This is a genomic window from Flavobacterium sp. Sd200 (genome assembly GCF_009826935.1).
Classification (GTDB): Bacteria; Bacteroidota; Bacteroidia; order Flavobacteriales; family Flavobacteriaceae; genus Flavobacterium.
Map to the genome: position 1 here is coordinate 233018 of NZ_WUMN01000001.1, position 12076 is coordinate 245093.

Below are 12076 nucleotides of genomic sequence, written 5' to 3' on the forward strand. Positions count from 1 at the left end.
TGAATTTGTAAACCTGTAGGAATTTTTGTTGGTAATAAACATATACTTAACGGTTAATAATAAATAAATACTTATTTTCGTTTAGCTAATCTAACAACACTATTATGAAAAAGCTGTTTTCGCTATTGTCGCTTTTGTTTGTTACTGTCACATTGAGTGCACAGGAACAATTTTCGGTTTATTTTGACAGCAATAAATACGAACTTAAACCTTCAGAGTTTGCAAAACTGCAAACCTGGATGGGCGACAATAAAGAGAGCAAGGTGCTGGCTATAAATGGTTACACCGATGAAGACGGAAGCACAGGTCTTAACGATACATTGGCTCAGCGACGTGTAACACATGTATTTAGTCTTTTAAAAGGAAAGATCAATACAAGAGAAGATTTCCGGATAAGGAGTTTTGGCGAACTGCACAAACATTCGCCTGTAAAAGCTGAGAACCGTAAGGTTACTATTTATTTCCTCCAGAAAAAAGATCTTGCTAAAGAGAACGAAATATTAGGCATTAAAGAGAAAAAGCCCGTCGCAGTAGATAAAAAATCTATAAAATATCCTGAAAAGATAATGGTACAGGGGCCGGGCGGTAAAGATCAGGAAATGACTCTTGATGTAGTTTTTATGAAAAAAGTAAACGAAGCCAAACAGGGTGAGAAAATTAAGATAGAGAACCTTAATTTTTATGAGAATACTTTTGCAGTAATGACAGAATCACGCCACAGGCTTTATGAGTTGTTGCAGGTAATGGAATCTAATCCGGGGCTTAAGATTAAACTGTTAGGGCATGTGTGCTGTATGACGGCTGACCGTAAAAATCTATCTACCCAAAGGGCTAAAGCAGTAATGATGTTCTTAAACCAAAACGGTATAGATAAAAGCAGGTTGTCATTTCAGGGGTTTGGAGTCTCTGAACCTGTTTATACCATCCCCGAAAAAACTCCCGAAGAGCGTGAGGCCAACCGTAGGGTAGAGGTAATGATAGTTGAAAATCCGTAGGGCTTTAGCAATATTTTAAGATTCTATAATTGCTTTGCTATGAAGCGATGACTAACTTTGGATTTTAACTATTAAATCCAAATACTATCATGGCTACTACACGACGCACTTTTATAAACACACTCACCAAAGGGGCTGCAGCAGCTTCTATAACTCCACTCGTGGGCAATGCTTTCGACCTTGCTCCCGAAAGTAATGTAACACCTGTAATTACCCAATCTTCGGGTAGTTTTGAACCGTCTGTCAGAGAGCATTATCGTCCGCCCTATACTATTGGGCTTGGTGGTGTGGCACTGGGTAATGGTTTTAAAGAAAATTCAGATACCGATTCGCTACAGGCTATGCAGGCCGCGTGGGATTCGGGCATTCGCTATTTTGATACGTCGCCATGGTACGGGCTTGGTCTTAGCGAGCGCAGAATAGGTAATTTTTTACACAGTAAAGACAAAAAAGAATATGTTATATCGACTAAGGTAGGCAGGCTTATGCACCCTGATGCAAATTTTAGCCATCCGTTGTGGAAAGGCAGGCTTAACTTTAATTATAAATACGATTATACTGCCGAGGGAGCAAGAAAATCGGTAGAAGACAGCCTGCTGAGATTGGGTATACCTGCGTTAGATATTGTTTTTATACACGACCTTTCGCCTGATAACAAAGATCTTGGCGATAAATGGCTGGACTATTTTAAAATAGCACAGAATGGCGCCATGAAAGAGCTTACAAAAATGCGCGACGAAGGGCTTATAAAAGGCTGGGGATTGGGAGTAAATACTATAGAGCCCGCACTTAAAACCCTTGAAGTAGCAGATCCTGATATATTTCTCTCAGCAACGCAATATTCGCTTGTAAAACACAAAGACGACCTTAATACGCTTTTTCCCGCCTGCGAAAAAAGAGGAGTAAGTATAGTTGTTGGCGCGCCTCTTGCTGCCGGGCTTTTAGCAGGTCAGGATCGTTATTTGTATGGGGGAGAAAAACCTACTGACATCATGGCTAAATATGAAAAAATGAAAAAGGTGGCTGCTGCACATAAGGTAGACCTTCGAACGGCTGCCCTGCAATTTACTGTTGCACCAAAAGTGGTATCGGCAACAATACCAGGTGCGCGTAACGCAAAACAGGTACAGGAAAATGCAGCATCTATGAAGGTTAGCATACCTGCTGATTTTTGGGCTGAGCTCAAAAAAGAGAAACTTATAGAGCAAAACGCTCCAGTGTAAATAATAGGTTATAATGTAATAGAAATGCCTGCCATATTTTGGTGGGCATTTTACTTTTATATTGCTTCTTAATGATTCAATTGTGTAGAAAATGGGGATTTTTTTCTACACAATTCTACAATTCGCAATTTTTGCGTATATGTGTAATGTTTTGATTTACAGTTGTTTTTTGTGGTGGTATGGTGCTTGTAAATAATTGAGGGGATAAATTATGCCTCTCAATAAATACAAGCACAATATGAATGCAGAAACGTTTACCACAAACCCGATCAATTTAAATAAAGAAAGTTTTACTACTTCTAATACTACAAAGAATAAACCAAAACATAAAAATACTAAGGGGCTGATGATTCAGGCAGCGACGTTATTGGTGCTTCTTGCCGGAACTTTTCTGGTTTATGAATTACAGCCTGAGTTTGAAAAGCTGCACGAAGAGCGTATGGCTTCTTTTTGGGGAATAGTGCTGATTGCTGTAACGTTGGGTCTGCTTGCCATTAAGGGAGCTTTTTTTGCCTATAATCTGTTTTTATATTTTAGGTACAAGCCTGTAAAATCAGTATCTGATGATGAATTGCCAACATGTACAGTTATTGTTCCTGCATATAATGAGGGTAAATTGGTTTATGATACACTTCTAAGCCTCGTTGCCAGCAAATATCCTGAAAATAAATTACAGCTTTTGGCTATAGATGATGGTAGTAAAGACGATACATGGCAATGGATATTAAAGGCTAAAGAAGAACTGGGCGATAAGGTTTCGATATTTAAACAACCAAAAAATATGGGCAAGCGCCATGCTTTATACCGTGGTTTTAATGTTGGTACAGGCGAGGTTTTTGTAACGGTAGACAGCGATTCTATTGTAAAAGCAGATACATTAAGAAACTTGGTTAGCCCGCTTGTAACAAACAAACAATGTGGTGCGGTTGCAGGTAACGTAAGAGTGCTTAATAATCGTAAAAGCATTATCCCTAAAATGCTTAATGTTAGCTTTGTGCTTAGTTTTGAATTTATTCGTTCTGCTGAGAGTGCTTTAGGATCTGTATTATGTACTCCGGGCGCATTGGCTGCCTACCGTAGGGAAGCTGTTTTTGCCTGCCTGCCTGAATGGATAAACCAAACGTTTATGGGTAAACCATCGGATATTGGCGAAGACCGTGCTATGACAAACATGATCATGAAACAGGGCTACCACATTTTATTCCAGCGTAATGCTTATGTTTTAACCAACGTTCCTGAAAAATATAAAGGACTGTATAAAATGTTTATACGATGGGGCAGGAGCAATGTGCGTGAAAACCTGATGATGGCCAAGTTTGTATTTAAAGGATTCAGGGAGCAGTCTAAAGTGGGGACACGATTGCTGTGGTTAAATCAGGCTATGTCTATATTTTTGTCATATCCTTTTATCATACTAATGCTGTTCCTGGTAATAAGCTATCCGGTATTGTTCTTAAGTTCAACGCTGTTCAGTATACTGGTAATGTCGAGTTTTTCGGTACTGTTTTATGCTAAAAAATATAATGTGTCAGAATCGTTTTATGCTTATTCATACAGCTTATTATACACATTTGCACTTTTCTGGATAACGCCTTATGCTATTGCCACAGCAAGCAAAAGAGGCTGGCTTACCAGAGGGTAAGCTGTTTAAAGTAAATTTTCTACATATCTATATATCTACAAACGGAAAAGAGAACCCATCCATGCGGGTTCTCTTTTTTATTGTTTTGAGACTGACAGGTGTTTAGGTTTTTAAATATACCTTTGTTATTACTGATGATTAAAAGCTGATACAGTTGAAAAGAGAAATTATTATTACAGAAGACGGCTCTGTAACCATATACCTGCCTGAAATGCAGGAAACCTACCATTCTAAATTTGGAGCCATACAGGAGGCGCAGCATGTTTTTATAAAGAACGGACTACATTTGAAACCTAATGAACAACTCTCTATTTTAGAAATAGGCTTTGGCACAGGGCTTAATGCTTTTATCACTTTTTTAGAATCGGTAGGGACAGGACAAAAGATAGACTATGTAGGAGTAGAGGCTTATCCGGTAGAACAAGAACATAGTGCCCTGCTTAATTATGCAGAGCAGCTAAAAGCAACGCAATATTTAGATGTTTTTAACTTTATGCACAGCGCCGACTGGGGCAATGAAGTTAAACTAAACCTAAATTTCAGATTAACCAAGCGTAAACAGTTTTTTGAAGATATTAACGATTCAAATATTTTTGACTTAGTATATTTTGATGCCTTTGGTTATCAGTATCAACCACACTTATGGAGTGAGGAAATTTTTAAAAAAATGTATAATGCATTAAAACCCGGAGGTATACTTGTTACTTATGCATGTCGATCGGTTATTAAAAACAACATGAAAGCCGCCGGATTTACTACGCAAAAACTGGCCGGACCTCCCGGTAAGCGTGAAATGCTAATGGCAACAAAAACTTAATCTTTTGTTAAATAAATCGCATATTGAGAATTTGGGAGTAATAAAATTATCATATAAAACGTTATAGTGAAAAAATATTTATTTACTTTTACAATGAAATTTTTCAATCACCACTAACCTCAATATGTATAATTAACTATGCCTGCATCAATGTTTAGCTACACAAAGACTGTATTGGAAAATGTGAGCTTTGACCCTAAACTTTTTAGCAAGGAAGTAGAAAAAGCTTTAAAATTACTTTTGCCCTACGAACTGGAGCAGTTAATAGACTGGCTTAAAGGTTTTATAACCAACAGGCCGGAACTGCACGAATGCCTTGCCTATGTTGAAGAGAAATAAAAGGCTTTAATGCCTCTGTCTAAAAGGTATCTGTTTGCAGATGCCTTTTTTTATACATGTTTTTTCGCTAAAAAGTTGAGCAGGTTAGTGTATAAATAAACATTATATACTTGCATAATACTGCCGATTGCTTACTTTTGTGAGTTGCAAAAAATAAGCAATCATAATTTTTTAACCGATACTACGTTTACAAACCGTATTTAAGCATATAAATTAATTTTATAATGAGACTAAACCAGGTTCTTTCAGGCCTTTTACTAACGGCGTTACTTACTTCGGGTTGCAAAACCGCTCAGGAAACCACACAAACAGCGGCAGCACCGGCACCCCAAAAAGATATTTTGTTTACCATAGACGATAAACCATATTACACAGATGAATTTGTAAGGGTTTATAACAAAAACCTCGACCTCGTAAAAGACGATTCTCAAAAAGACCTGACCAATTATCTTGAACTCTTTACAGGATATAAGCTTAAAGTAAATAAAGCAAATAAGCTTGGGCTTCAAAATAACAAAAAATACCAGGGAGAGCTTAAAAGCTACCGCACTCAGCTTGCAAAAAACTATCTTACCGACAGTAAGGTTACTACAGAACTTATAGATGAAGCCTACAACCGTTCGCTTAAAGAATTAAGAGCGTCGCATATATTGATCATGGCAGATGAAAATGCTGCACCTGCCGATACTCTTAAAGCTTATAATAAGGCTATTGCTGTTTATAAGAGAGCAGCTGCCGGAGAGAATTTTGAAAAACTGGCAGTAGAAACATCTGAAGATCCGTCTGTAAAAGAAAATAAGGGGGATCTTGGCTATTTTACAGTATTCAGAATGGTTTATCCGTTTGAAAATATAGCATACAACACTCCAAAAGGACAGGTGTCTAAACCTGTAAGAACACGTTTTGGTTACCATATTGTAAAAGTTACCGATGAGAGAGCAAACAGAGGCGAGGTTACAGTGGCTCATATTATGATAATGAAGCCTAAGGCTGAGAATGCTGCAGAGGCTGCAAAAGCTAAAACCAAGATAGACGATATTTATAAAAAACTTAAGCAAGGCGAAGATTTTGCTGCTCTTGCCAAACAGTTTAGTGAAGATAAATCAAGTTCTGATGCTGGCGGTGTGCTTAATTCTTTCAACTCAGGAGACCTTACTTCTCAGGAATTTGAAGATGCGTCGTTTGCTCTTACAAAACCGGGGGAATTTTCTGCTCCGGTAGAAACCCAGTTTGGATGGCATATAATAAAGCTTGTGGAAAAGAAACCTGTTAAAAAACTTGAAGAGGTTAAAGGCGATATTGAAGCAAGGATAAAAAGAGACGAACGTTCAAGACGCATTGTTGAGTCTATGAATGAAAAGCTTAAAAACAAATATGCCGTAGAGAAAGATAAAAAACTATATGGCGAGGTTGTAAAAACGATTACCGACAGTATCTACACTATGGGCTGGACACCTCCTGCCGACCTTAAACCATTTGATAAGACACTGCTTACTATAAACAATGATAAAAAGTTTACGGGTAAAGATTTTCTGGAATATGTAAACGCTCAGCAAAGAATGGGCATCAGTACTAAGCCTGTAGCCAAAGCTGCCGACATGCTTTTAGACCGTTTTACAAGCGAACAACTTAATGTGTATTACAATGATAACCTGGAAAAGGAGTTTCCGGAGTTTGCACAGGTTATGGAAGAATATCGTGACGGATTACTGCTTTTTGACCTGATGGAAAAAGAGATATGGGAAAAAGCTAAAAACGATACTATTGGCCTTAAGAATTTCTATGATGCCAATGTTGCCAATTACCAATGGAAAGCAAGGGTAGAAGCAGAGGTGTATTCGTCTACTAACGAAAAGGACATTAAGAAAACAAGAGATTATCTGCTTAAAGGTAAAGATGCAGCCTATATTAAAAGTAAACTTAATACTAAAGATAAAGTAAACGTAATTGAAAAAACGGGTACTTATGAGCAGGACAGTGAAGCTTTACCAAAACAGGCAGAGTGGAAAACTGGTATATCTTCAATTATAAAAGAGGGTGATTATTTTTATGTAACAAAAACGATAAAAGTATTGCCTGCGGGTCCTAAAACACTTGAAGAGGCCAAAGGCCGTGTTGTTAACGATTATCAGCAGTATCTTGAAAACACATGGGTAGACGACCTTAAGAAAGAGTTTACTGTTAAGGTAAATGCTGAAGTGTTTGAAAAAGTAAAAAAAGAGCTTAACCAATAATGGTAAAAAGGGCAATACTGCTATTTTGCGCAATAACATTGTGGGCCTGCAACAACAAACAGGAAGCAGGACCTGATAATGCCGCTGCGCGGGTAAACAATTCTTATCTTGACAGGCAGGAACTTGCAGGTATGGTACCTGCCGGAACTACCAAACAGGACAGTATTGCCATTATAAAGAACTACATAGACCGCTGGGCATCGCAAAGGCTTATGTATGATGCAGCCGTTGTAAACATTGGCAGCGAAAAGCAACAGGAGCTTGATGCACTGGTCAAACAATATGCTGCCGATCTGTACACCAAAGCTTATTTGGAGGAAGTAGTTAAGCAAAGCGTAGATACTCTTGTTACAGATGATGAGCTTGTAAAATATTACAACAGCAACAAAGAGAATTTTAAAACAACAGGCTCCCTTGCAAGGTTAAAGTATATTCGCATAGCTAAAGACCATCCAAAATATGGTATTGCAAGACAACGTTTTTTAAGTGGCAATAAAAAAGACTTTAAGGCGCTTACAGATATGGCTTTGCAATTTAAAAGCTATGCTTTTAACGATACGGTTTGGACAGATATGAATGGGATTTACCAAAAACTGCCTTTTATTACGCCCGACAACCGTGCAAAATATATAAGCAGCGGTATATCTTATCAATATCCTGATTCTACAGATGTTTATATTGTTAAGGTATCGCGTGTAATAGATGCAAACCAAATAGCCCCTTTTGAATATATAAAGCCAACTTTAGAGCAGGTAATAATAAATAACAGGAAACTGGAGTTAATAAAGAAATTCCAAAAAGAAATTACGGATGACGCGATTAAAAATAAGAAGTATGAAATTTATAAATAACAGGTTGGCATTGCTTTTAGCCTTTGTGTTCTTAGGGCTATCGGCCGCTGCTCAGGAAATTATACCTACAGCAACGGTGAAAGACAGTGTAAAGCCTGCATCTAAAAAAGGTAAACTTAAGGTTGACGGTGTAATTGCAGTTGTAGGTGACTATGTGGTTTTAGACAGCGATATAGATCTTATGTATAAAGAGCTCCAGGCTCAAAATGTACCTGTTGAAGAGGTAACCCGTTGCGAACTTTTAGGTAAATTGTTGGAAGATAAACTTTATGCTCACCAGGCAATACAGGATAGTATTATTGTGCATGATGCTGAGGTAAACGAAACTATGGACCGTCAGATAGACTACTTCGTAGAGCAACTGGGGTCTGTAGATAAAATGGTAGCATACTTTAAAAAGAAAAACATAGAGAGCTTTAAAACCGAGCTTTTCGAAATGATAAAAACGCAAAAGCTTACAGAGCAGATGCAAAAAAAGATCATTGATGAAGTTACTATTACCCCTGAAGAGGTGAGGCAGTTTTATGCAAAGTTTGGTAAAGACGACCTGCCGGTGTTTGGTGCAGAGATGGAAGTAGCACAAATTGTTATAAAGCCAAAGGTTTCTCAGGCAGAAAAGCAAATAGTAATAGACAGGCTCAAGCAGATAAAAAAAGACGTTCAGGATGGTTCGAGTTTTTACAGTAAGGCAGTGCTTTATTCAGAAGACCCCGGGTCGCGTTCCAGTGGAGGTTTTTATAAAATTACACGTAAAACACAATTTGTAAAAGAGTTTAAGGATACGGCTTTTAGCCTTGCAGAGGGAGAAATATCTGAACCTGTTGAGTCTGAGTATGGTTATCACCTTATTTATGTTGAAAAAATACGAGGCCAAGAGCTTGATGTAAGGCACATACTTATTTCACCTAAAGTTACTCCGGAGGCATTGCGCGAAGCCAAAGACAAGGCCGAATCGATAAGGAAAAAAATTGTTAGCGGGGAGATAAGTTTTGCTGATGCAGCCCGATCAGAATCGGATGAAAAAGAGACAAAAAACAGTGGGGGGTTACTAATGAACCCACGCACGCTGGAAACCCGTTTTGAGCTTACTAAAATGGATCCTACCATTTATAATCAGGTGTCAGATCTTAAGGATAAACAAGTGTCTGAACCTATATTGGATACAGATCAAAGAGGTATGCAAAGCTATAAGCTGCTAACGGTTACTAACCGCTATGATGAACATCCTGCTGATTATGCAAAAGATTATACAAAAATTAAGGAGCTTGCCCTTAAGGAAAAACAGATAAAGACCATTGCAAAATGGAGTGCCGAAAAAATTAAGGACACCTATATTAAAGTAAATGGTGAGTATCGTGAGTGTAAATTCACGAACAACTGGGTAAAAAAATAATTGCCTTTGTGTGTTTAATATTTAGGTAAACCGTAAAATTATTTATAAGTTTGAAGCTAAGGATTTCCTTAGCTTTATTTTTAATTAAAAGAATCAGCAAACCCTATGTCAGACGTAGCAGCGATACAAAACTTAGTACAAAAACAGGCAGCATTAAAAAAAGAGATAGCAAAAGTAATTGTAGGTCAGGAAGAAGTTATAAACCAGATCGTTCTTAGTGTTTTTGCAGGAGGCCATGCCCTTTTAGTGGGTGTGCCGGGTCTTGCAAAAACATTGATGGTAAACACTATATCGCAGGCTCTGGGTCTGGAGTTTAAGCGCATACAGTTTACGCCCGACCTTATGCCATCTGATATATTGGGCAGCGAAATATTAGACGAGAGCAGGCAGTTTAAATTTTTAAAAGGGCCTATTTTTTCTAACATTATCCTTGCTGATGAGATAAACCGTACACCGCCCAAAACACAGGCTGCGCTGCTTGAGGCTATGCAGGAAAAATCGGTAACTATTGCCGGAGAAAATCATAGGCTTCCATTGCCTTATTTTGTATTGGCAACACAAAACCCAATAGAGCAGGAGGGAACCTATCCGCTGCCGGAAGCACAGTTGGACAGGTTTATGTTTGCTATTAAACTTGATTATCCAACATTTGCCGAAGAGGTACAGGTTGTTAAGAGTACTACTGCCGACACCAAAGCCACTATAAATCCACTATTTAACGCACAGGAAATAACTGATTTTCAGCACCTGATTCGTCGTGTTCCTGTGGCAGATAATGTAATAGAGTATGCCGTTACCCTGGTAAATAAGACAAGGCCGGGCAATCCGCTTAGCAACGATTATGTGAAGACTTATCTTGACTGGGGGGCGGGGCCAAGAGCTTCGCAAAACCTTATATTGGCGGCAAAAACCAATGCAGCTTTGCAGGGCAAGTTTAGCCCCGATATAGAAGATGTCCAGGCTGTTGCAACAGGTATATTGCGCCACAGGATTATTAAAAACTACAAGGCTGATGCCGAAGGTATAACCGAAGAAATGATAATCAAAAAGCTGTTTTAAACAGCTTTTTTTGTATTTATGTATTATGGAAAAAAGAGATTATTTAGAAAGTCAGATAGAGCAGCTGGGGCTTGTGCTTAAGAATATTATAGGCTTTTTGATAGGAAAGAAAAGTCCGGGGCTGGAAACTTCTAAGCAGCTTGCATCACTTGCGCTTAAAGCTGAATTAGGTTTTGATCCTGATGAAGCTGTAATGTTGGGTGATGATGATTTTTTACAGAGACTTATAGATACAGGTAAATTCAATGAGGGTAATTATGAAAAGCTTGCTGATGTGCTTTACCTTATGGCACAAGAACAGCTTCAGACTGAAAATAGAGGAGAGGCAAAACAACTGTTTAATAAATCCCTGTTACTTTACAGGTATCTTGAGCGTACTGAAAAAAAATATTCTTTCTACAGGAATAGCCGAATTGTAGCAATTCAAAGTTATGGTGTAAATTAATTCATACTAAAGTAAACATCTTGCCGTTAGATTATTTACAACCAATTGTTATCACTATGAAAAAAAATATTCTTGTTTTTCCTGAATTTTTCTTTCTTGCGTTTTCGTTATACTGGCTGCTGGAAAATCTTGCTGCAAGTGGCCATGTAAATTATTTTGCCATTACTGCTGCTTTATTATTTCTATTTCAGATATTTTTTCAGAAAAGGATAGTAGGGCTTGCTGTTGGTATTGTAGTTGCAATATTCTCGCTATTTATGTTGCTTGCTGTGTGCTCTGAATTTAACGACTTTCCTGTGGGATCGGCAGACGGATTAGATTTTTTAATTACAGGCGCAGGAGTTTTTATCTTCTCTTTTTTTACCGCTTCGGCTATGGTTTACAAATATGCAAAGGCTAAACCGGCTCTTAAAATGCCATACACTACTTAATGCATAAACAGAGATTAAATATTCAATTATTCAGTTTTTTTATTTAATTGCGTTATGGTTAGAGTGTTTCGCAATATTTCTTATTTGTACTTTATTTTACTTGCTGTTTTTTGGTTTTCAGAGTCTTACCTTTCGTTAGGTATTATCAATTATCCGGCAGTTGGTGCATTTGTATTACTTATGCTGCAGTTATTTTATGATCAAAAATATTTGGGTATATTTTGCGGTATACCACTTTTTGTGTTTTCTCTTTACATGTTTATCAGTGCATTTTTCGGCTATTTTGCAACCGTTGTAAAAGCGGATGGACATTTAAAATTTCTGATTATAAAAGCATTGCTTTTTGGGATTGGAGTTGTGCTGTCTTCAGGACTACTTAGTTATTACATGAAAATGAAAAATAGCAGCAAAACCACCAACTAAAACGGTTTAGTAATTGATTTAAGTAAAATATTTTTGTATTTTTTGTTTCAGCTAATTTTCTATATTTTATAAAATTAAGCCTAATGATTACGATTTGTTAATATTTTTAAAAATAATTGACTAATCCTGAATGAAGAGCCTTTAATCTTAAATTTATTGAAATATAAACAGTAAAATAGAATGTTTATAAATAATAATTTCGTCAAACTAAAGAATAGCTAAAA

The 12076-nt window shown here is 37.4% G+C and carries 11 protein-coding genes; all 11 read left to right on the forward strand.

Features of this window, described 5'->3' with window-relative positions; translation table 11 throughout:
- Positions 1-104 precede the first annotated feature (104 nt).
- On the forward strand, positions 105-995 hold the full coding sequence (locus tag GR160_RS01045; RefSeq protein WP_160747975.1) for an OmpA family protein: 891 nt from the start codon (positions 105-107) through the stop codon (positions 993-995).
- A gap of 89 nt (positions 996-1084) precedes the next feature.
- On the forward strand, positions 1085-2218 hold the full coding sequence (locus tag GR160_RS01050) for an aldo/keto reductase (RefSeq protein WP_160747976.1): 1134 nt from the start codon (positions 1085-1087) through the stop codon (positions 2216-2218).
- Positions 2219-2456: 238 nt separating this feature from the next.
- The gene (locus GR160_RS01055) at positions 2457-3860 is read left to right on the forward strand and encodes a glycosyltransferase family 2 protein (protein WP_160747977.1); all 1404 of its coding nucleotides are present in this window, start codon (positions 2457-2459) and stop codon (positions 3858-3860) included.
- A gap of 154 nt (positions 3861-4014) precedes the next feature.
- A complete protein-coding gene (mnmD, locus tag GR160_RS01060; protein ID WP_160747978.1) occupies positions 4015-4677 on the forward strand; it encodes a tRNA (5-methylaminomethyl-2-thiouridine)(34)-methyltransferase MnmD in 663 nt (220 codons plus the stop codon).
- A 138-nt stretch (positions 4678-4815) separates the two neighbouring features.
- Entirely contained in the window at positions 4816-5016 is a 201-nt protein-coding gene (locus GR160_RS01065) for a hypothetical protein (protein WP_160747979.1), read from the forward strand.
- 224 nt (positions 5017-5240) lie between these two features.
- Positions 5241-7250: a peptidylprolyl isomerase gene (locus GR160_RS01070; RefSeq protein WP_160747980.1), complete on the forward strand. Its 2010-nt coding sequence runs from the start codon at positions 5241-5243 to the stop codon at positions 7248-7250.
- Positions 7250-8101, forward strand: a complete 852-nt coding sequence (locus GR160_RS01075; protein ID WP_160747981.1) for a peptidyl-prolyl cis-trans isomerase — start codon at positions 7250-7252, stop codon at positions 8099-8101. Before GR160_RS01070 ends, GR160_RS01075 begins: the two co-directional genes overlap by 1 nt.
- Complete coding sequence (locus GR160_RS01080) at positions 8085-9494, forward strand: peptidylprolyl isomerase (protein ID WP_160747982.1); 1410 nt, start codon at positions 8085-8087, stop codon at positions 9492-9494. The genes GR160_RS01075 and GR160_RS01080 overlap by 17 nt, the downstream gene beginning before the upstream one ends.
- 105 nt (positions 9495-9599) lie before the next feature.
- The gene (locus GR160_RS01085) at positions 9600-10553 is read left to right on the forward strand and encodes a MoxR family ATPase (RefSeq protein ID WP_160747983.1); all 954 of its coding nucleotides are present in this window, start codon (positions 9600-9602) and stop codon (positions 10551-10553) included.
- 25 nt (positions 10554-10578) lie between these two features.
- Complete coding sequence (locus GR160_RS01090; protein ID WP_160747984.1) at positions 10579-10998, forward strand: hypothetical protein; 420 nt, start codon at positions 10579-10581, stop codon at positions 10996-10998.
- 56 nt (positions 10999-11054) lie between these two features.
- On the forward strand, positions 11055-11429 hold the full coding sequence (locus GR160_RS01095) for a hypothetical protein (protein WP_160747985.1): 375 nt from the start codon (positions 11055-11057) through the stop codon (positions 11427-11429).
- Positions 11430-12076: the final 647 nt, after the last annotated feature.

Coding starts and splice junctions, on each gene's coding strand:
- GR160_RS01045 (WP_160747975.1), top strand. CDS start 105: ATGAAAAAGCTGTTTTCGCTATTGTCGCTTTTGTTTGTTACTGTCACA.
- GR160_RS01050 (WP_160747976.1), top strand. CDS start 1,085: ATGGCTACTACACGACGCACTTTTATAAACACACTCACCAAAGGGGCT.
- GR160_RS01055 (WP_160747977.1), top strand. CDS start 2,457: ATGAATGCAGAAACGTTTACCACAAACCCGATCAATTTAAATAAAGAA.
- GR160_RS01065 (WP_160747979.1), top strand. CDS start 4,816: ATGCCTGCATCAATGTTTAGCTACACAAAGACTGTATTGGAAAATGTG.
- GR160_RS01070 (WP_160747980.1), top strand. CDS start 5,241: ATGAGACTAAACCAGGTTCTTTCAGGCCTTTTACTAACGGCGTTACTT.
- GR160_RS01075 (WP_160747981.1), top strand. CDS start 7,250: ATGGTAAAAAGGGCAATACTGCTATTTTGCGCAATAACATTGTGGGCC.
- GR160_RS01080 (WP_160747982.1), top strand. CDS start 8,085: ATGAAATTTATAAATAACAGGTTGGCATTGCTTTTAGCCTTTGTGTTC.
- GR160_RS01085 (WP_160747983.1), top strand. CDS start 9,600: ATGTCAGACGTAGCAGCGATACAAAACTTAGTACAAAAACAGGCAGCA.
- GR160_RS01090 (WP_160747984.1), top strand. CDS start 10,579: ATGGAAAAAAGAGATTATTTAGAAAGTCAGATAGAGCAGCTGGGGCTT.
- GR160_RS01095 (WP_160747985.1), top strand. CDS start 11,055: ATGAAAAAAAATATTCTTGTTTTTCCTGAATTTTTCTTTCTTGCGTTT.